19 protein-coding genes are annotated in these 19,031 nt (G+C 61.2%); 12 read left to right on the top strand and 7 right to left on the bottom strand.

What is annotated here, in order from left to right; genetic code table 11:
- Together QTI17_RS29035 and QTI17_RS29030 are read right to left on the bottom strand one after the other, a co-directional pair.
- Entirely contained in the window at nucleotides 1-753 is a 753-nt protein-coding gene (locus QTI17_RS29035; protein WP_503011127.1) for a gluconate 2-dehydrogenase subunit 3 family protein, read from the bottom strand.
- Between the two features lie 7 nt (nucleotides 754-760).
- Complete coding sequence (locus tag QTI17_RS29030; RefSeq protein WP_286537123.1) at nucleotides 761-2,155, bottom strand: cytochrome c; 1,395 nt, start codon at nucleotides 2,153-2,155, stop codon at nucleotides 761-763.
- 280 nt (nucleotides 2,156-2,435) lie between these two features.
- On the opposite strand from QTI17_RS29030, the gene QTI17_RS29025 reads away from it, so the two are divergent.
- Entirely contained in the window at nucleotides 2,436-3,344 is a 909-nt protein-coding gene (locus QTI17_RS29025) for a LysR family transcriptional regulator (RefSeq protein WP_286521365.1), read from the top strand.
- An 88-nt stretch (nucleotides 3,345-3,432) separates the two neighbouring features.
- Here the strand turns inward: QTI17_RS29025 and QTI17_RS29020 are convergent, their stop codons facing one another.
- Nucleotides 3,433-4,305, bottom strand: a complete 873-nt coding sequence (locus tag QTI17_RS29020; protein WP_286521364.1) for a LysR family transcriptional regulator — start codon at nucleotides 4,303-4,305, stop codon at nucleotides 3,433-3,435.
- Nucleotides 4,306-4,434: 129 nt separating this feature from the next.
- Between QTI17_RS29020 and QTI17_RS29015 the strand changes: the two genes are divergently transcribed.
- From QTI17_RS29015 to QTI17_RS28970, 10 genes are all read left to right on the top strand, one after another.
- On the top strand, nucleotides 4,435-5,145 hold the full coding sequence (locus QTI17_RS29015) for an SDR family NAD(P)-dependent oxidoreductase (RefSeq protein WP_286521363.1): 711 nt from the start codon (nucleotides 4,435-4,437) through the stop codon (nucleotides 5,143-5,145).
- Between the two features lie 44 nt (nucleotides 5,146-5,189).
- On the top strand, nucleotides 5,190-6,260 hold the full coding sequence (locus QTI17_RS29010) for an alkene reductase (protein WP_286521362.1): 1,071 nt from the start codon (nucleotides 5,190-5,192) through the stop codon (nucleotides 6,258-6,260).
- Nucleotides 6,261-6,271: 11 nt separating this feature from the next.
- Complete coding sequence (locus QTI17_RS29005) at nucleotides 6,272-7,096, top strand: pirin family protein (RefSeq protein WP_286537122.1); 825 nt, start codon at nucleotides 6,272-6,274, stop codon at nucleotides 7,094-7,096.
- Between the two features lie 52 nt (nucleotides 7,097-7,148).
- Nucleotides 7,149-7,754, top strand: coding sequence for an isochorismatase family protein (locus QTI17_RS29000; protein WP_286521359.1), 606 nt, complete (start codon nucleotides 7,149-7,151; stop codon nucleotides 7,752-7,754).
- 440 nt (nucleotides 7,755-8,194) lie between these two features.
- A complete protein-coding gene (locus QTI17_RS28995; protein ID WP_286537121.1) occupies nucleotides 8,195-9,685 on the top strand; it encodes an efflux transporter outer membrane subunit in 1,491 nt (496 codons plus the stop codon).
- A 13-nt stretch (nucleotides 9,686-9,698) separates the two neighbouring features.
- Complete coding sequence (locus QTI17_RS28990) at nucleotides 9,699-10,916, top strand: HlyD family secretion protein (RefSeq protein WP_286537119.1); 1,218 nt, start codon at nucleotides 9,699-9,701, stop codon at nucleotides 10,914-10,916.
- Nucleotides 10,916-12,448, top strand: coding sequence for an MFS transporter (locus tag QTI17_RS28985; RefSeq protein ID WP_286521355.1), 1,533 nt, complete (start codon nucleotides 10,916-10,918; stop codon nucleotides 12,446-12,448). The genes QTI17_RS28990 and QTI17_RS28985 overlap by 1 nt, the downstream gene beginning before the upstream one ends.
- Nucleotides 12,449-12,533: 85 nt before the next feature.
- Nucleotides 12,534-13,667 carry an FAD-dependent monooxygenase gene (locus QTI17_RS28980; protein WP_286521354.1) on the top strand — a complete coding sequence of 378 codons (1,134 nt, stop codon included), beginning with the start codon at nucleotides 12,534-12,536 and terminating at the stop codon, nucleotides 13,665-13,667.
- A gap of 287 nt (nucleotides 13,668-13,954) precedes the next feature.
- The gene (locus QTI17_RS28975) at nucleotides 13,955-14,422 is read left to right on the top strand and encodes an SRPBCC family protein (protein ID WP_286537118.1); all 468 of its coding nucleotides are present in this window, start codon (nucleotides 13,955-13,957) and stop codon (nucleotides 14,420-14,422) included.
- Between the two features lie 3 nt (nucleotides 14,423-14,425).
- Nucleotides 14,426-14,827 carry a nuclear transport factor 2 family protein gene (locus QTI17_RS28970; RefSeq protein ID WP_286537117.1) on the top strand — a complete coding sequence of 134 codons (402 nt, stop codon included), beginning with the start codon at nucleotides 14,426-14,428 and terminating at the stop codon, nucleotides 14,825-14,827.
- 158 nt (nucleotides 14,828-14,985) lie between these two features.
- Here QTI17_RS28970 and QTI17_RS28965 read toward each other — a convergent pair whose 3' ends face one another.
- From QTI17_RS28965 to QTI17_RS28950, 4 genes are all read right to left on the bottom strand, one after another.
- Nucleotides 14,986-15,393: a GlcG/HbpS family heme-binding protein gene (locus QTI17_RS28965; RefSeq protein ID WP_503011133.1), complete on the bottom strand. Its 408-nt coding sequence runs from the start codon at nucleotides 15,391-15,393 to the stop codon at nucleotides 14,986-14,988.
- 214 nt (nucleotides 15,394-15,607) lie between these two features.
- On the bottom strand, nucleotides 15,608-16,501 hold the full coding sequence (locus QTI17_RS28960; RefSeq protein WP_286521348.1) for a fumarylacetoacetate hydrolase family protein: 894 nt from the start codon (nucleotides 16,499-16,501) through the stop codon (nucleotides 15,608-15,610).
- Entirely contained in the window at nucleotides 16,495-17,028 is a 534-nt protein-coding gene (locus tag QTI17_RS28955; RefSeq protein WP_286521347.1) for a VOC family protein, read from the bottom strand. Before QTI17_RS28955 ends, QTI17_RS28960 begins: the two co-directional genes overlap by 7 nt.
- Before the next feature lie 17 nt (nucleotides 17,029-17,045).
- Nucleotides 17,046-18,080, bottom strand: coding sequence for a CDP-6-deoxy-delta-3,4-glucoseen reductase (locus QTI17_RS28950; RefSeq protein WP_286521345.1), 1,035 nt, complete (start codon nucleotides 18,078-18,080; stop codon nucleotides 17,046-17,048).
- Nucleotides 18,081-18,553: 473 nt separating this feature from the next.
- Between QTI17_RS28950 and QTI17_RS28945 the strand changes: the two genes are divergently transcribed.
- The gene (locus tag QTI17_RS28945; RefSeq protein WP_286537115.1) at nucleotides 18,554-19,018 is read left to right on the top strand and encodes an SRPBCC family protein; all 465 of its coding nucleotides are present in this window, start codon (nucleotides 18,554-18,556) and stop codon (nucleotides 19,016-19,018) included.
- Nucleotides 19,019-19,031 lie beyond the last annotated feature (13 nt).

Genomic DNA, 19,031 nt, shown 5'->3' with positions numbered 1-19,031 from the left:
TCAGCCCCGTTGCCCGTTCAACGCTACCGGCGGCAGCGGGTATTTCACGTCGCGCTCAACCCAATCCATGAAATCGGCCCGCGCCCCGGGGAATCCGATCAACTTCCAGCCCGCGAGACCGCGGTTTCCGCCATGAACCGGATCGGCAAAGAATCCCTCGCGCACGTTTTGCAGCAGCATCGAGAAGAAGAGCTTGGCCGGCACGGTTTCGAACACTGCCTGACCCGATTCGATCGCGTGCAGCGCCGCATCCTGCTTGTCCGCCGCGAGTTGCGCGAAGGTTTTGCCTTGCGCCTTCTGCACGAAGCCGTCGGCGGCGGCGATGCCCAGTCGATAGATCTGCTGCGGGGTGAGCTGAGATTGATAGCCCAGTTCTGCCGGAGCGTCGGCGTTGAATGGCCCCTGCATGTACCAGAGCGCGCCGGTGGCCCAGGGGGTGCCCATCTGCCGATCGATGTACTCAGGCACGCCGGCCTCCACGGCGCTGGGGCCCAACGCGTCGTTCGGGATCAGGCATGCGCTGGCAGCGTTGACGAAGGCCCATTCGTCGCCAGTGAAGAACCGCGGCTCATAGATTCTTTGTGCCCGGTTGTCCGCGGTCTCGCCATGTGCGGTCGTTGCTTGCCGGGTGTCGCACCCAGGAAAGACTGCGACTGCGAGGGTCGCTGCGCCCATTCCCTTGAACAACTGGCGCCTCGATCGCGTCTGGACTGATTCTGGATCTTTCACGGGTGTGCTCCTTTCTGGGTCCATGTGGAGGTCAACGCACGGGCATAGCCTGAGCAGCCCGCTCCCTCTGGATGGCGCCGCGAATCGTTCCGACTTGCGCAGCTTGTACTCTCGAGGCCTGGTTGCCCCAACTCTGGCGGGTGAACGTCGCTAGCTGCGCTACTTCGTCGTCCGACAGGCGCCAGCCGAAGCCGGGCATGGCAAGCTCCGATGGCGCGACGCGCGTGGCGGGCAGTCGGCTGCCGTCTAGGATCAGGCGGATCACCGAGCTCGGGTCGCTTGCCAGCACGCTGGAATTGCCGGCGAGGCGCGGAAAAGCTTGCGCGTACCCCATCCCGTCGCTGCGATGGCAGGCCGCACAGTTGTCGACGTACAACTCAGCCCCGCGCGTCGCGTTCACTCCCTGCCACAGGGCCTTTGCGGTCGCAGGATTGGCATTGAATGACGACGGCGAATGAGCGGAAGGCGACAGCGTCTTCAGGAAAGCGGCGATTGCATTTAGGTCATCTTCGCTCAGGTGCTGTGTACTGTGTACGACGGCCTCGTTCATCGCCCCGCCCACCACCGCGCGAGACATGTTGCGCGCGCTGCGCAAGGTTGCGACGATGTCGGCCACCGACCATGCGCCCAGTCCATCCGCCGAATTGCCACGCAAGTTCACCGCTACCCATCCGTCAATGAGGGGGCCGCCGGCCAGGTAGTCGGGGCTGGACGCATCCAGCGCCTTCTCCTGCATCGTTGTCGCCCGCGGTGTGTGGCAGCTGCCGCAATGACCCAGACCCTGGACCAGATACGCGCCCCGCGCAATCGTCATGTCGGGATAGCTACTCGGATCGAAGGCCACGGCTTCCGGTAGCGGCGCAAACGCCTTGCGCCAAAGCGTCATCGGCCAGCGCATTGACAGCGGCCAGGGAATGCCGCGCGAATGCGGTTGCGAGGGAGCCGGCGCTACTCCGTGCATGAAAAACGCGTACAGCGCGCGGACGTCGTCGTCGCTCATGTGCGCATACGACGGGTAAGGCATTGCAGGGTACAGCGAAGCGCTGTCTTTCCGGATGCCATGGCGCACTGCGCGATCGAAGTCGGCGAGCGTGTACGTGCCGATACCGCTGTTGTGATCGGGCGTGATATTGGTGCTGTAGATCAAGCCGATCGGCGAAGCCAGCGGCAGCCCACCGGTGAACGGAATCCCGCCTGGTGACGTGTGGCAGGCGACGCAATCGCCGGCCTGGGCTAGGTAGCGGCCTTTGTCGACGAGGGGCGGCGAATTGCTGTCGGTCGTGACCGCGATGGTCCGCGTGGTTGTGGGCCAAAGCGCAAGAACGAGCGCTACGATGATGACAAGTACGGCGATGGCTGGGAGGGTCCACAGAAGCTTCCTCGTCATCGTTGCATCTTCCTTATATTGCCAACGGTCGTTCAGCAAGCGCAGGTTCAGACCGGTTCGTGATGCCTTCCCTTGCGGCGATTTCAGCGCAGAACAATCTGCTTCGCCAACGGGTAGCCACTGAACGTCCCGCGAAAGGTCGCTGCAAGCAAATTCCGGGCGTCCAAGCGCGGCGACACCTCTGCGATCCTGCGCGCGCGACCCAGGCGAGGGTACAGCCGCAAGGAGTACCGGTTTCTCGCGATTCTGAGACGCGTCGATTCATCCATCCATACCGATTGGATAATTCATGGGTATAGATGGAACTTATACTTTGGAAATGAAGGATCTGAACCTGCTCTACGTGTTCGAGGCCATGTGGCGCGACCGATCGGTGACGGTGTCTGCTGAGCGGCTCGGACTTACGCAGGCGGCCGTCAGCGGCTCGCTGAAGCGCATTCGCGAGGAGTATGACGACAAGATGTTCACGCTTGTGGGTCGACGCATGGAGCCGACGCCCTTGGCCGTGGAGCTGGCGCCGCAACTGCTCGATGCGCTGGCCCTGGTGCGCAAGACGCGGGTCGAGCGCGGACGCTTCGACCCGGCTATCGCGCGTCGGATGTTCACGGTCAGAACTCGCGACATCGGCGAGGTGGTGTGCCTTCCCCGCATCCTTGCCGCGCTAGGCCAATCGGCACCCGGCCTGCGCCTGCGCACGTTGTTTCGCCCGATCCCGGAGACCATGAGTGGCATGGCTGCGGGGCAGATCGACTTTGCTCTCGGATTCCTGCCCACGCTCGAAACCGGCATCCACAGTCGATTGCTGTTCAGGCAGCACTACGTGTGCGTGATGCGCGAGGGCCATCCGCTCGCCGGTGTGAAGCTCACGTCCAAGCGCTTCGCCGAGAGTGAGCATCTCCTCGTCGAGTATTCGGGCAGCGGGCACGCGGTGCTCGAGCGCGCGCTGGTCGATGCCGGGGCGCGGCACCGCATCACTGTCCGGCTGCCGCAGTATCTGGCTGCGCCGCACTTCGTGATCGGCTCCGACCTCCTGTGGTCCGTGCCCGCGATGCTCGCCGAGACGCTCCAGGCGCACTACCGTCTCGTGATCAAGCCGCACCCGCTGTCCTTGCCCGAATTTGAGGTCGCGCTGTACTGGCACGACCGCTACCACCGCGACCCTGCGAACAAATGGCTGCGCGATTTCATTGTCCACCAGTTCGCCGTGGATAGCGGCGCGGCGCCCTGAGCGTTCCGCGTCAGGCAACGCCTAGCGGATGCGCGTTGGTCGAGCGCCTGGTCTCGACCTTCCTCCGTTCGTGCCGAAGCCGGCCCTACTACTTGCCCAAACGCTCCTGCAAGAACTCAATAAATCGCTGCGTTTTGGCCGGGAGCAGGCGAGTTTCGGTCAGGGCATAGACTGGCGTCGGCTTTCCCTCCCAGTCAGGCAGTATCCGGTGCAGCCGACCGGCCGCCACGTCCTCGGCGGCAATCTCCACAGGAAGCAGTATCACGCCGAGGTTCAGGGTGGCCAGGCGGCGGAACATGCCGACGCTATTGACATGAAAGCGCCCTCCAACTTCGACCTCGACCGTTTCTGCTTCGCGATGCAGTGTCCACTTGCCTGCCTTGGGAAAGCCCAGGCACTCGTGTTGCGCCAGGTCGGCGGGATGTGTGGGCTCGCCCGAGAGTTCGAGATAGTGCGGCGAGGCATAAACATGCACCGACAGGCGGGCAAGCAGGCGAGCAACCAAGTTCGAACTCGCTGATTCGCCCATGCGAATTGCCACATCGAAGGGTTCGGTGACCAGATCCACTCGTCGCGGCGTGAGGTCGAAATCAAAGGTGATGCCTGGGTAGCGGCGAGCAAATTCCGCAATCAGAGGTGCCATGTAGATCGTCGCGAAATCCACTGGCAGTGAAGCGCGCAACAGGCCGCTTGGCTGCGCCAGCATCTCACCGAGCTGCTCGTGTGCGATGCGCGCCTCTTCGACGATGCGTCTGCAGCGCTCGAAATAGAGCTGCCCGGCCTCAGTCAACTCGACCTTGCGAGTCGTTCGATGCAAGAGACGCAGGCCAATGGCCTTCTCCAGGGCGCTGATTCGTCGGGACAGTGTCGAGTTCGGAACCCCCGTGACATCGGCCGCACGACGGAAGCTCCTCAAATGAGCGACCTCAACAAACAGGGCCATGTCGTTCAGCAGTTCCATGGGGATTGCGCCATTTTTGGATCAATGTTTGCCATTTTACCGTCTTTATCTCCTGGGTAGATTAATTGAAGATACGTCCATCGCATTTGTAGGAACGTAAATATGTCCATGTCAAAAGGAACTGCTGTCGTGACCGGAGCCGCCAATGGCATCGGTCAGGCCTATGCCCAAAGGCTCGCCGCTGATGGCTTCGATATTGCCGTTGCCGACGTTGTCGATGCAGCGGCGACGCGGGTGCTCGTCGAGGCCGTCGGGCGCAAGTTTTTCTCGGCCATCGTTGATGTGACCTCGCCGGACTCCACGCTGCAGTTCGCCGCCGACGTCAGCGCCAATATGCCGCCTGTGGTCGCGCTGGTGAACAACGCCGGCATCTACCCGTGGAAGTCGTTCGCGGACACCGACTTTGACTTGTGGCGCAAGGTGGTCAGCGTCAATCTTGACGGCGCCTTCTTGATGTGCAAGGCCTTTGTTCCGGGCATGACCGAACGCAAGCTCGGCCGTATCGTCAACGTGGCCAGCACAACGTTCTGGTTGAACGTGCCGGACATGACGGCTTACATCGCCAGCAAGGGGGGGGTGATCGGATTCACTCGTGCGCTGGCCAGCGAAGTGGGCGCCTCCGGCGTGACCGCCAATGTCATCGCTCCGGGGCTGACCAACACCAAGACGATGCGCGGCATTAACGAAGCAATCTACGAGTACCTGCCGAAACAACAGGCCATCCCTCGAACGATCGAGCCCCAGGATTTGGCGGGCGTGGTCTCGTTCCTGTGCTCCCCCGACTCGGCCTTCGTCACCGGCCAGACCATCGCCGCCGATGGCGGGCAAGTGCGGGCCTAAGGCCGCTACCCGTTCCCTACTCTTCTCACATCCAAGGAATAGACATGAGCAAAATTCTCACCCCCATTCGTATCGGTCGCTACATCGCGCCGAACCGTCTCGTGATGGCTCCGATGACCCGCTCCCGCGCGGACGGCCACGGTGTTCCCAGCGACCTGACAGTCACGTATTACGCCCAGCGCGCCAGCGCCGGCCTCATCATTTCCGAAGGCGTGTTTCCGTCCGCCATGGGCAAGGGCTATGTCCATACGCCCGGCATCGAAACCGAGGCCCAGGTCACGGCCTGGAAGAAGGTTACCGAGGCCGTGCACGCCCGTGGCGGTCGCATCTTCATGCAGGTCATGCATTGCGGGCGGGTCTCGCATCCCTCCTTGCTGAATGGCGCAACTCCGGTGGCGCCCTCGGCCATCAAGCCTGAAGGCCAGGCATGGACCCCGGCCGGCCAGGTCGACTTCGTTACGCCCCGAGAGTTGAGCATCGCCGAGATTGCCAGCGTCATTGAAGATTACCGTCAGGCCACCCGTCGTGCGATCGAAGCGGGCTTCGACGGTGTGGAACTGCATGCGGCCTCAGGCTACCTGCCAGAACAGTTCCTCTCATCGGGAAGCAACCAGCGTCAAGACCTGTACGGCGGTTCGATTGAGGGGCGCGCCCGGTTTGTGCTGGACGTGTTGGATGCGATGGTTGCAGAGGCGGGTGCCGATCGCGTTGGCATCAAGATTTCGCCGGAGATGAACTACAACAGCATCACGGATGCCACGCCTCAGAAGACCTACGCCTATCTGGTCGATCATCTGCGCGGCTGGGGCCTGGCCTATCTGCATGTCGCCCTGTTCGGTGCGAAGTTCGACTACCACGCGCTGCTGCGCTCGCGCTTTAACGGCGCCTACCTGATCGGCGGCGGGCTGACCCAGGACAGCGCAGAAGGGGTGCTTGCCGAGGGCAAGGCCGACGCTACCGTTTTCGGCAGTGCTTTCCTTGCGAATCCGGACTTGCCAGAGCGCTTCCGTGTGGGCGCCTCGCTCAACGAAGTCGACCGCAACACCTTCTTCGCGCCCCCCACCGCCAAGGGATACATCGACTATCCGACGCTGGCTGTGGCCGAAGTCGACTGAGGCAGGTTGTCATGATCACCACCGCCCGCATGCATCGCGCGAACCGAGGAAGCCATTTCCGGGCCTATGGCCTGCATGGCTCCGATCCAGCGCAGTTCGATCCCTTCATGGGCATCGACCATGCCTGGATGAGTGCGCCCACGTTCCCCCCGCACCCGCACGCCGGCTTCTCTGCGGTGACTTATCTGTTCCTCGACTCCGAGACTGGCATTGCCAATCGCGACTCGCAAGGGAACAGGACGCTGATCCAGCCGGGGGGGCTGCACTGGACTGCCGCCGGACGCGGTGTGGTCCATGAAGAGAACCCAGCGGTGCCGGGAAGCACCGTGCACCTACTGCAGATCTTCGTCAATCTCCCTCGGGAACGGCAGAGCGCGGCACCGTTCGCTCTGAGCCTGGCACCGCAGGACGTTCCGGTGGTTCAGCGCCCAGGCGTACGGGTCCGCGTCCCCTTCGGCAGCTTTGGCGGCGCGCGCTCGCCGCTGACGCCCCCGACCGACGTCACATTGCTCGATATTTCGCTGGAAGCCGGCGCTGAACTGGAGTTGCCCTTGGCCGCGGGACAGCGAGCCTTCGCCATGCCGATCTTCGGCAGCGCGGAACTCAATGGCGAGAGCTTCAGCCTCGACAACCTCCGTGTCCCGATCCTTCCTCTCGCGAGCAAAGGAATGATGCACAAGCTCGTCGCCGACCCTGGCGGAGCCAAGGTCGCGGTGTTCATCGGCGAACCTCTGCACCAACCCGTGCTTTCGAACGGCCCCATGGCTTTTGCAAGCCAGGAAAGTCTGATTGCGGCAACCGCCGCTTACCAGCGTGGCGACTTGGGACAGCTGTAGCAGGGCGCCACACCCCGGGGCGTGAGCCCCATTTACTACCAGGAGCTAGATCATGAAAGTTGAACGATTCACCGCCGAGAACTCGGCCCTGCTGCTTATCGACCATCAGGTCGGTACGATGCAACTGATCAAGAACATCGACATGGACTTGGCCGCCAAGCAGTCTATTGCCCTTGCCAAGATGGCAAAGATTCTCAATCTGCCGGTCGTCATCACGTCCAGCCAGGAGGACCGCGCCCAAGGCCCAATTCTTCCAGAGATCGCCACGATCCTGCCTGACGCGCACGCGGCGCGGGTCAAGCGCCCCGGCGTCGTTAACGCATGGGCCTACCCCGACTTTCGCAATGCGGTGCTCGCCACCGGCCGCAAGAACCTGATCATGGCTGGCGTGACCACCGACGTTTGCCTCATCTTCCCGTCGATCGACGCTGCGCTCGAAGGCTTCAATGTTCAGGCCGTGATGGACGCCTCGGGATCACCCAGCGACCTTTCCGAAGAGTTCTCGCGTCAACGCATGCACGATGCGGGCGTTGTGCTGACCGCCACCAACACCCTCATGGCGGAGATCGCGCAAGACTGGTCTACCCCTGCCGGACAGCAACTGATCGGTCTTTTGTTCAGCGACGTCTTCCCGGCCCTTGGCGCCGGCATTGCTTGAGCCAAGCGTGAAGGCGGCTGCATTGTGCACGAAGTGCTGATCGATGCCCTGCAGGGCTGACCGGGGTCACCCATAAGGTGAACTGGCCGCAGGTGGAACTGAGCTCCCCTGCGGCCAGCTGATGCGGCTTCGTGGCGAGTCTGATCTTCGCTGCCCAGGCCACTCGGTCCGGCTGGTACTCGCATGCCGGATTCGGCAACTCGTCGTATTGAAACGCTGAAATCACATGCGCGAAAGCTCGTTCCCTTGCAAACGGGGGCCGCCGCAGATCATTTCCGACAGTCTGGCCTTCACGTTCCGGTGAAGCAAACGCAAGCCGCTGAAGCTCCACTTCATTAGTCGGTGAGAGAGCTTCGTTCGATCTAGCGAATGGCCGTGCACCAACGAGAGGTCCAAGCGGCATCTCACTCCTATAACTCAGACAGACACGAATGGTATCTATGAGAACAGCATCCTCGTCTCCCAAGCGCGACATGCACCGCCCATCGCACGGTCTGCACTCGGCGGTGCTTGCCATGGTCGGCGCCTTGGTGCTGTCCGGATGCTCGTTTGGAAACATCAAACCGTCGTCCACCCTAACCAATCCCGCCGGTCTGGCGGCGAAAGCGGCGCTCAGCGGTATCCAGCTCTCCGACGCTCACTGGCCACAGCAAGAGTGGTGGAGATCATTCGGTGACGACCAGTTGAATCTAATGGTTGAAGAAGCTCTGGCTGATAGCCCAAGTCTGCGCGGTGCGGCTGCACGTGTTCGCCAGGCTGAAGCGCTCCAAGGTCTGGCCCAGTCACAGCTGATGCCCCACGTTGACGGCAATCTGTCCAGTACGCGCGAGAGGTTCAGCGAAAACGGTACGACGCCACACCCGGTCGCCGGTACTTGGCAGACGTTCAATCAGGGTACGCTCAACATTGGCTATGAGCTGGACTTCTGGGGGAAGAACCGCGCTACCGTTGAAGCGGCGTTGGGTCGTCTGAAAGCGACAGAAGTCGATCGCTACGCGACACAACTTGTGCTGTCCTCGGCCATCGTTCAAGCCTATATCGAACTACAGCAAGGCTACGAGCAGCTTGAGATTGAACAAAAACTGCTCAAGCAACAGCAGGAGATTCTTTCACTCACTCAGCGGCGCTTTGAAGCCGAGCTGGACTCCAAGATCGATATCAAACAGGCTCAGGCATCCATTCCCGCTACCCGCGCCAGGATCGCTGCATTGGGCGAATCCATGGAGCTGAGCCGGAACAAGCTCGCAGCATTGCTCGGCAAAGGGCCGGATCGAGGCCGCGTGATCGCCGCCCCTCACCTCAAGCGACCCGACACGGTGACCATTCCCAGTGATTTGCCAGCAGAACTTCTCGGCCATCGCCCCGATGTCGTTGCGCAGCGTTGGCGCGTGGAGGCAGCAAGCCATGAGATCGAGGGTGCAAAAGCGCGCTTCTATCCGAACGTCAACCTGTCTGCCTTCGTGGGCCTCCAAAGTCTCGGGTTTGACTTGTTCACGGAAGGAGGTAGTCGCATCCTGGGTGCAGGACCAGCCATCAGTCTGCCAATCTTTGAAGGTGGACGCCTGCGCGCCAATCTTGCTTCGCAAGACGCTGCCTATGACATCGCGGTGGAAGACTACAACCAGACGTTGGTAGCCGCCCTGCACGACATCTCTGATCAGCTTTCCTCGATTCGCTGGTTGCGTGAGCGAATCGAGCAACAGCAAGACGCAGTTCAGACTGCGAACGAAGCTGCGGAGCTGATCAACAAGCGCTACGCCGCAGGTCTGGCCACCTACATCCAGGTCCTCATCTCGCTAACGGACGCACGCATTCAACAGCGCCAGCTTGTCCAACTGCAATCTCGCGGCCTTGCTTTGGAGGCCAATCTCAGTCGCGCTCTGGGCGGCGGCTATGCCCCTGACCTGTCCCGCATTAGCGCCAACGACTAAGGAGTCCACTTATATGAGTCAGAGCATCCCACCCAATCAGATTCGGCCCCCATCCGAGACCAGGGGAGACGTTGGAAGCGAGAAGAAGCCCTTGCCGTTTCAGGCGCGCGGGCAACTGGCCACAGCAATCGTCCTGGTCGTCTTGGTCGGAGGGATCGCGTGGTACAGCTTGCAGCGTGACACCGAACGCACCGAGGACGCCTACGTCGATGGCAACGTCGTGCAAGTGACTTCTCAAATCGGTGGCACCGTCACGGCGTTTGCGGCGGACAACACCGACCACGTAAAGGCGGGGACGTTGCTTGTCACGCTGAATCCCGTTGACCAGGAAGTCCGATTCGAGCGCGCAAAGGCAGAACTGGCCAAGGCCACTCGAGTGGCAAGAACGCAGTATTCGCAAGTTCAACAACTGCGGGCCGAAGTCGTGCAGCGGAAGAACGATGTGCTGAAGACCAGGGCTGATCTGGCGCGTCGTTCCACGCTCGCCTCCAGCGGAGCGGTTTCCCGAGAAGAGGTCAGCCACGCGGAAGATGTGCTAAAAAATGCTGAGGCCATGCTGTCTGCAGTGAACCAGTCGCTTGAACAACGCCTCGCCATGGTCGACGGCACCAACCTGAGAACGCATCCTGATGTGTTGACCGCCGCCACCAATTTGAGAGATGCCTACATCGCACGTTCACGCACATCCATTCTCTCTCCCGTAGATGGCACCGTCACGAAGCGCAGTGTGCAACTAGGCCAGCGCATCAACCCAGGTGTGGCCTTGATGTCTGTGGTTCCGATGGACGAACTGTGGGTCAATGCCAACTTCAAGGAGTCCCAGCTTGAGCATCTTCGTATCGGGCAGCCCGCTGAGGTGACGACGGATGTGTATGGCCGCAATGTGGTCTATCACGGAAAGATCGTTGGCATGGATGCCGGAACCGGCAGCGCCTTCGCTCTCCTGCCGGCCCAGAACGCAACGGGGAACTGGATCAAGGTGACGCAGCGCGTTCCGATCAGGATCGCGCTGGATTCAAAGGAGATTGCCAAGCAACCTCTGCGTGTCGGACTATCGATGCGGGTTTCCGTGAGAACCACCGACCGCAGCGGAGAGATGATTCGTAAGGACGTTGCACCGAACTTCGTCTACAAGACGCAAGTCTATGACCAAGAGTTGAGAGACGCGGACGCCATCGTGGAGGCGGTCATACGGGCCAACGAAGGGCAAACGCCGATGGCGGAGAAATAATGATCCCGCTCGTATACAGAAAGCATGGCGCACTGCTGACGACTGTCTGCTTGCTCTGTGGTCTCGAATTCCTCCAGACCGGCATGCTCGCGTTTGCCTCTGTCCCGATCCGAGGCGAGATTGAGGCGAGTCCCGAAGAGTACAGTCTCGTCGCCGCCCTCTATGCCTGTGTTGCGGTGGTTGTGATCTCCAAACAGCGCTGGTTGACAGAACGACTGGGGTGGCGCAGCTACATGATCGGTTCGATCGGCGTCTTCATTGCAGGTGCGCTGCTGTGCAGCGTGAGCCACGACCTGACGACATTTGCAGCAGGAAGAGTCGTGATGGCATTGGGCGGCGCGTCGTTCATGACGACATCACGCATCATGGTCAATCTCATTCCGCCCGGACCTGAGCGATTTGTGGGGATCAAGGCCTTCGCCGTGGGTTTGGCCAGCGGCACTGCAGCGGCACCGCTGATCTCATCCATGGCAGTCACCCATGACTCCTGGCAGGCGATCTTCTGGGTGCTCATTGCCGGCTCAGTTGCTGCTGCGGCGCTCTCCTTAAGGTTTCTTCCCAAGGACCCGTACCCTGAGCATGAGCGCACAAGAACCAGCCCCGCTCGCGTGCTTCTCCTGGCGTTTGCATCGTTCTTCGTTCTCTATATCCTGCAACGCTCGTACTACGAGTTCTATAGCGACACCGGCATCATGCTGGTATTCGCAGCCTTGGCCGCATTTTCCCTCTACACATATTTCCATATTGAGCACAGTCACGAGCGACCCTTGCTGAGAGTCCGGGAGCTCATGACCTCTCGATACGTGGCAGGCGTGGCCTTGTTCTCGTTCAGCTACGTGATCTTGGGAGCCAACAGCTACATCGTGCCGCTATTCCTCCAAGCGGGATTGGGCTATTCCTGGGAAAGCATCGGGAAGTTCCAGTCCATGGGGCTCGTCGCTTCGTTGCTTACGTGGCTGGTGATGCTTCGACTGTTGCCCAAGTATCCGGCACCGAAGAAGTTTTTCGTCGCAGGATTTCTGTCGCTGGCAGCCTTTGGCTGGCTGCTGTCCTCGGTCGCGCCGATTGCGGATATATGGCTGCACATTCTTCCGGCGCTGGCCTTGAACGGGTGCTTTGTCATGCTGGTATTGGCGACGACAGCGATGCAGACCTTCCGCGATGTTGCCGGTGAGGACACGCTTCTTGCCAACGCCCAGCAGGTCAAGAACATGTTGGGTCAAGTCGCCATGGCGATGGGTACCAGCATCGCAACCGTATTCATGCAGTGGAGAAGCACCGTCCAGTACGGATCTCTGAACATTCGACTCACCAATCACGACCCGATCTTTGCACAACATTCGCAACAGCTAAGCCAACTGTTCTCGTTGTCGCATGAACCCAGTCAAGCCACTCAAATGGCACTGGTTGTGCAAGCGCAGCAGATCAGCCAGCAGGCTTCACTGATGGCAGGTATCGAGTACTTCTGGATTGTGATTTGGGTCGCTGCGCTCGCGGTGGTGGTTTCCGTGCTGCAACGGATCTTCCGGTGAAGAGGGGGTTTCCTCCGTCTGGTGTCTCTTCTCGAAGGCGCTTCCTGCAGAAGGCATTTGCATCTTATCTATGGCTCCGAACTCCATGAGTACCACTCCCCCCCAGATTGTCGTAGTTGGCGGATCCCTCGCCGGCCTCACGCTTGCGCTCGCTTGCGCAACGAGGGGCGTGCCGGTTCGTGTTGTGGAGCGCTCTGCACGGCGGGTGCAAGGTGGCGACAGCCTGAGCATCGATCTTGCGGCGCTTGCAGCGACTGTGGGTCACGATCCGCGTTTGCGTCCGATACTGTCCACTGTGCCCGCGTACCGCGATCGTGACTTGACAACCTGGCCGGCGTTGTACGCCTGGTTACACGAGCGGGCTGCTGCATCGCCCGGCATTGTCCTCGAGGAAGGCAAGTCTGTCACGTCCATCACCGAGCTCGACGATCGAGTGCAACTTCATTTCTCGGACGGAACGCAGAGAGATGCGGACGCAGTCATCGGTGCAGACGGATACCACAGCACTGTTCGCAGAACGATTGCGCCAGACGCCCCGCTGGCCCGCTATGCTGGTTATGTCGTCTGGCGCGGTCTGGTCGACGAGGAAGCGCTGGAGCGCCCCATTGCCTGGCCGTCGAACGGTGGACTATGGATCGACCTTGCAAGCGGCTATCGATTGGTTGCCGCGGTGCTTCCCGGTCGCGACGGATCTGTGGAAGTCGGACGGCGTCAAGTTACGTTCGCATGGTTCGATGTGCATCGAGAGGAACTGCTGCGGCGCACCCACTGCCTCACGGCAGATGGCCACATAGTCGGAACGCTCGGGCGCAGGACAATCGATGAGGATGTCAGAACAGAATTGCTCGCGCTCATCCCACGGCTTTGGCCTACGGCATGGGCGGAGGCGGTCGCTGTGGGGGTGCGCTCGACAGACGCGCTGAGCGGCGCCCCGATCGCCGAATACAAGCCGAAGCGCTTGGCACGTGGCGCACTGGCGATCGTGGGCGACGCTGCCCACGGAGTTTCACCCATGACAGGGCGCGGATTCGCTACCGGGGTGGAAGATGCCGCTGTGCTGGCCAAGACACTCGCACGCCGAAGCGAAGACGAACCGATTTCCACCGCGCTGGCTCGCTATGAGGCGGCACGTCTGCCCTTCGTTCGCGGGTTGGTTGACCATTCGAATCGCATCAGCGTGGACTATCTTCGCTATGCAGAAGGGGCGGCTGTGTCTTAGCGAATTGGCGCGGGCGAGGCGATGAAAGTTGGACGACGAGAGGAGGCACGAGCGAGGCGTAGCCGCCATTCCCGATCGCCGGGTGTGGAAGCACGCACGCCTGCGCCTAGCACTTCAGGGGCGAAGTGCAGGGCGGGCGAACAAATTTGTGTGATACGTCCTACTTGCCCGTCATGGTCTCGCCGCCATTCAGAGCTTGCATTGACCGTATCACAGGGGCTGATTGGACGACCGGCGCTTGGCATCATAGGATCAAGCGTTGTCGAGAACGTATTGGAGAAAATATCATGATTTACGTAGCCAGAGAGATCGAAGTTAACAAGGGACTTTCCCAGGGAGAGCCACATCTCACGCGAAGTCAGGTTTGGAAGGGCCTGGTCATGAAGGCCGAGAACGCTCTGCCGTTCGTGCCCGGAATGCTGGCCTGCACGGTTGTCGAACGTTTCGAAGGCGGGCTGGTGCGAGACATCGACTTTCGCGGCGAACGCGCGCGCGAGAAGATCACCTTTCGATCCGAAGAGAAGGTCACCTTCGTCAGGCTCTCAGGCAATGCAGATGGCTTTATCGTCAACGAGATTCTCGGCACCGATGATGATCTGAGGCTGAAGTTCAGCTTTGCGATGCAACTACTGGATGACGCTTCCGGCAGCCCTGCGGAACGGGATATGGGCGATGTGATGGAGCGCGATTACCTCAAGGCTGTCGAAGCCACGGTGCGAGTAATCCGTCAGATGGTCGCCCAGGGTGAGGTCTGACCCATGGAGTACTGGTTCAGCGCCATGTATCGCGCGATCGATGGGATGGCGATGGACGGCCTCCTCGACGGCCTGACCGACGACGTCGAAGTCACATTCGGCAACTGTCCTTCAATGAAGGGCAAGGCGGCCGTTGAAGACGGCGTTGGTGCTTTCTGGAAGTCCATCCGCGGCCTGACGCACCACTTCGTCAATGTCGTCGAGAGCGGTGCTTGCAGCGCATTGGAAGCGACTGTCGACTACGTTCGCGCCGATGGCCACCTGGTCACCATCCCCTGTGTGACCATGCTCATGCGCGAAGGTGAACTCGTTCGCTCCCTTAGGATCTACATTGACATCGGCCCGGTCTACGAGCCGATCGATACCATCGTCGCTCCAGAGAGGCTCCCTCAAGCTGTCGCTTGAATGGTCAAATTCAGTCTCGGAGTTGCATGAGATCGGAAATCGATTCACTCAACCGTCTGCCCATGTTCTCGGGCGTAACTACTACACGAGATTCGCTTGCCGTTGTCTCGATTGGCGCCTACGCGCATGCTCGATCTCCCGGACCTTGCCGATGCAGCTCAACCGACATGCAACGCCTCGAGTCCGGAGAGCGCCACTCGAGCGTCTTCGTGCGACTTCACCCCGCTGACGCCCACTCCACCTACGCAACTACCGACCAGCAAGATGGCTACTCCACCCTCCAGCAGGCATTCGAGACCAGGTGCGCTGATGAAGGCGGGGCGGTTGGCCAGCATGTCCTCGTAGAACTTGCTGTCGTGCCTGCCAAGTGCAGCGGTACGCGCCTTGCCAACTGCTATGTGCGCTGACGCAGGGCTGGCACCATCGAGCCGTTTCAGCGCTAGCAGGTGGCCGCCGTCATCCACGACAGCCACGGTCACGGGCCATTTCATCCTACGTGCCTCGACGGCGGCCGCGTCGAGAATGTCCTGTGCCTGTGCCTCAGTCAGGTAGGGGCGGGTGCTGATCGTCATGGGCGTGTGCTTCCTTTGGTGCTTATCGTCGGTTCGTTGGTAAAGATACTTCCCACGTGCGCTCATGAAGCGGCCCTCCCTAGACCAGTGAGGACCAGCGCGCGCAGCCAGCCACACTATGCGCTGATGAAAGTCGGGGGGTGCACTCATTGGACGCGCCTCTGCGCTACGCGCTGCGGCATGGGCGCTGCAGCGCTGCCGAGCCCGATCACCGGATTGAGATCTCGAACTCGCCAATGTTCTCGATCCAGTGCCTCACGGTGTCGCCGGGCCGGAGAAAGCGGTCGCGCGCCATCCCCACGCCGGCGGGCGTCCCGGTAAGGATCACGTCACCGGGCAATAGCGTGACGCGCGAAGAGAGGTGGGACACCTGGTCGGCGATATCGAAGATCATCTGGCTCGTGTTTGAATCTTGCATCAGTTCACCGTTGACCCACAACTTCATGTCCAGGTTCATCGGGTCGCCGACAAATCGGTGCGGGGTGATCGCCGGCCCGAGAGGGCAGCTGCCGTCGAAAGTCTTCTGACCGATCCAGTCCCATTTGAACGGCGAGTCGTTGGCCACCCCATCGCGGCCGACGTTCTCGCGTGCCGAGAGATCGTTGGCGACGGTGTAGCCGGCAATCACCTCGTAGGCCCGACCCAGCGGCACGTCGCTGCAACGCTGCCCGATGACCACGGCGAGCTCGAGCTCCCAGTCGAGCATCGGCGAGCCCTGTGGTCGTGCGACCGTGGCCCCCGGGCCGACAACGGTGGCACCTGTCGCCTTCATGCAGAACCAGGGCTTCTGGCCCAGGTCCTTGGGATTGGCCTCCAGTGGGAGCCCGAGTCGCTTCTTCATCTCTGCCACGTGGTCCTTGTAGTTGGCGCCGGCGAAGTAGATGTTGCGTGGTACCAGCGGCGCTGCGAGCGTGGTGGCCGGCTCCGGGATCCGTTGCGGCAGCTCGCCGCCGAGATCGGCGAGCTTCGCGTTGGCGCTGTCCCAATGGTCCAGCACGTCCAGCATGTTGGTGAATCGGCCTGACGCATAGACCTTGCCATCGTGCAGCATGCCGGTCTTGCGGCCCTCGGCGCTGTCGAAGCTGACGAGCTGGATCACCATGCCACCTCCGCGCGCAACTGAACTTCAGATTCGGCCTCGAAGGAGCGGGCGTCAGACATCGCGAAGCGGTCGCCGAAGTCGAACAGATCATCGTGCTGGAAGCCGTTCTCGTACCACTGGATCTCCCACCAGTTGTGGTCGAGGTCGACCACATAGAACGAGTAGACGCCGTGCGAGTCCATCGGCTTCATCACCTTGCGGATGCCATAGGTTTGCTGATACTTTAGCGCGTTGGCGTAGGCTTCGTCGACCTCGGCGCGTGTGGCCACATCCACCCCCCAATGGTTCAGGAGATTCACCGGCTTGAGTTCGTCGCCAACCTCCACGCAGATGATGTGGAAACGCATACCCATGCGCACCGCCATCGCTGGTTTGCCATGGCGCACGCACTCGAGGCCGAGGAACTCTTCGTAGAAGCGGCGCGAGGCAACGAGGTCGTAGCACTCCAGCGTGCCGTGGCTCATGCAGAAGGGTTTGACGATGGACCGTTCGGTGCGCACGGGCACCTGGGTGTTGGCTGGCAGCATGGTTGAAGTCTCCTGGGTCAGGCGGCGGCCTTTTCCTTGGCCGTGAGAAAGGAATCTGCGAAGAACTCGGCGGCCGGCAGTCCGCAGTGCGCGGTGTAGTCGTGGCGTGCTGAGTCGATGACGACTGGGGCGCCGCAGGAATACACCTGGTAGCCCGAAAGGTCTGGGTGATCCTCGATCACCGCGCGGTGAACGAAGCCTATCCTTCCGCGCCATGCGCATCCCGGCGTCGGTTCGCTCAGCACCGGCACGAACTGGATGTGACGGTACTCGCGCGCCCACTGCTCGCACAGATCCATCATGTACAGGTCTTCGCGGCGGCGGCCGCCCCAGTACAGCGTGATAGGGCGTGTCAAGCCGCGGCGAAGGCTGTCAAGCACGATCGACTTGATCGGCGCAAAGCCGGTGCCGGAGGCCAGCATGATGATCGGCTTGTCGCATTTCTCGCGCAGGAAGAACGAACCGAGCGGGAACTCGATCTTGAGCACGTCACGCGGTTGGATCGCACCGAAAAGGCGATCGGTGAAAGCGCCTCCGGGCAAATGGCGGATGTGTAGCTCGATCTGGCGCACGCCATCGTTGCTGGGCGCCGACGCGATGGAGTAGCTTCGGCGCAAGCCGCCGCCGCTGATGATTTCCACGTACTGCCCGGCTCGGAACAGCGTCGGCTCATTCATCGGCAGGCCCAGGGTCGCAATCATCACGTCTGGGGCGGCACGCTCCATCTTCAGCACGCGCGCCGGCATGAACTTCGAGCGGATCGCGTCGCCGGCATCGATCTCGTCGACCTCGACGGTCAGGTCAGACAGAGGCCGTGCCTGGCAAAGCAGAGCGAAGCCTCTCGCCTTGTCCTCTTCAGACAGATACTTGGGGTGTACACCGCCCCAGTCGACACGTCCGTCCAGCACACGTCCTCGGCAAGTGTTGCAGACGCCGGAGCGACAGCTGTAGGGCATGAAAAGACCCGCAGCAAGTCCTGCGCGCAGGACCTCAGCGTGACTGTCGCAGGCGAACGATCGACCGCTGGGCTGCAATGTGATAGTGTGTTTCATGAACGAAGGATTCCTCAGATCCATGCGGCATGCCTTGTCTCCGCGCCGCTTGCAGCAAGGTTAGCGAGGGTTCCGAGTTGGGGCCAACGCCTTACGTAAATTTGGCCAATTCAAGGCGTGAATGTGGGTAGCTCTTGGGCTCCCCATTCGCGGAGAAAATGGAGGCAATTTACCGAATGCCTTCGACAACCGGCATCGTCCGCCACACACTCTGAACGTTCAACCTTCGCGTGTGACGGCATGGCACTTGCATCCACTTTGATCAGTGAGCTCGGCGACGAGCTTCACGCAGCATGGCGGCAGCGCCGAGTGGTGGAGACGCATCGGGGGATGGGCGGCCAGTCGTTGGAGCGATACGGACACCGCAGATGTCTTCACCGAAGTCCCCCATGCCGTGGGCAAGGCACTAGGAATGGTCGAAGCGCACCGGCATTCGGCCTGATGAAGCCGACCTGTAGCCATTTCCGCGACCGATGATCTACGTTTCCCGACAGATCAAGGTCAACGAGGGCCGAGCCCGGCACGACCCGCGCTTGGGTCGAGGCGAGGTGTGGCAGGGTCTTGTGATGAAGGCCAGGAATACGTTGCAGTATGTGCCTGGAGTCTCGTATTGCGAGGTGCTCGAGCAGTCAGGCGCAGGCCTCGTTCGTGATATCGAGTTCAGGGGCCAGCGGGCTCGAGAACGGGTGACCTTCCGCGCACCTGAGCGCATCACGTTCCTGCGCTTGTCGGGACGAGTTGAGGGCCTCATCGTGGAAGAGATCACGGGGCCGGACGACGACCTGGTGGTCCGCGCCAGCTTTGCTCTGCAACTGGCAGACGTCGCGTCGGACAGCCTGGAGGCGTACGAATTCCGTTCCAGCATGGAACTGGACTACTTCAAGACGGTGGCTCCGGCGGTCGCCGCCATGCGCAGGATTGCGTCGGCCCAGCGCTGATCGCCCTGCGGCC

The sequence above is a fragment of the Variovorax sp. J31P179 genome, from assembly GCF_030316985.1.
GTDB lineage: Bacteria > Pseudomonadota > Gammaproteobacteria > Burkholderiales > Burkholderiaceae_C > Variovorax > Variovorax ginsengisoli_B.
Note: the sequence above shows the minus strand (reverse complement) of the source record. Positions and strands in the feature narration are given on the sequence as shown.

Bases quoted from the DNA above. Each gene is read 5' to 3' on its own strand.
- QTI17_RS28955 (WP_286521347.1), bottom strand. From the start codon at position 17,028: ATGCTGCCAGCCAACACCCAGGTGCCCGTGCGCACCGAACGGTCCATC.
- QTI17_RS29000 (WP_286521359.1), top strand. From the start codon at position 7,149: ATGAAAGTTGAACGATTCACCGCCGAGAACTCGGCCCTGCTGCTTATC.
- QTI17_RS28950 (WP_286521345.1), bottom strand. From the start codon at position 18,080: ATGAAACACACTATCACATTGCAGCCCAGCGGTCGATCGTTCGCCTGC.
- QTI17_RS29010 (WP_286521362.1), top strand. From the start codon at position 5,190: ATGAGCAAAATTCTCACCCCCATTCGTATCGGTCGCTACATCGCGCCG.
- QTI17_RS29025 (WP_286521365.1), top strand. From the start codon at position 2,436: ATGAAGGATCTGAACCTGCTCTACGTGTTCGAGGCCATGTGGCGCGAC.
- QTI17_RS29020 (WP_286521364.1), bottom strand. From the start codon at position 4,305: ATGGAACTGCTGAACGACATGGCCCTGTTTGTTGAGGTCGCTCATTTG.
- QTI17_RS28980 (WP_286521354.1), top strand. From the start codon at position 12,534: ATGAGTACCACTCCCCCCCAGATTGTCGTAGTTGGCGGATCCCTCGCC.
- QTI17_RS29005 (WP_286537122.1), top strand. From the start codon at position 6,272: ATGATCACCACCGCCCGCATGCATCGCGCGAACCGAGGAAGCCATTTC.
- QTI17_RS28990 (WP_286537119.1), top strand. From the start codon at position 9,699: ATGAGTCAGAGCATCCCACCCAATCAGATTCGGCCCCCATCCGAGACC.
- QTI17_RS28995 (WP_286537121.1), top strand. From the start codon at position 8,195: ATGAGAACAGCATCCTCGTCTCCCAAGCGCGACATGCACCGCCCATCG.
- QTI17_RS28970 (WP_286537117.1), top strand. From the start codon at position 14,426: ATGGAGTACTGGTTCAGCGCCATGTATCGCGCGATCGATGGGATGGCG.
- QTI17_RS28960 (WP_286521348.1), bottom strand. From the start codon at position 16,501: ATGGTGATCCAGCTCGTCAGCTTCGACAGCGCCGAGGGCCGCAAGACC.
- QTI17_RS28985 (WP_286521355.1), top strand. From the start codon at position 10,916: ATGATCCCGCTCGTATACAGAAAGCATGGCGCACTGCTGACGACTGTC.
- QTI17_RS29035 (WP_503011127.1), bottom strand. From the start codon at position 753: ATGGACCCAGAAAGGAGCACACCCGTGAAAGATCCAGAATCAGTCCAG.
- QTI17_RS28975 (WP_286537118.1), top strand. From the start codon at position 13,955: ATGATTTACGTAGCCAGAGAGATCGAAGTTAACAAGGGACTTTCCCAG.
- QTI17_RS28945 (WP_286537115.1), top strand. From the start codon at position 18,554: ATGATCTACGTTTCCCGACAGATCAAGGTCAACGAGGGCCGAGCCCGG.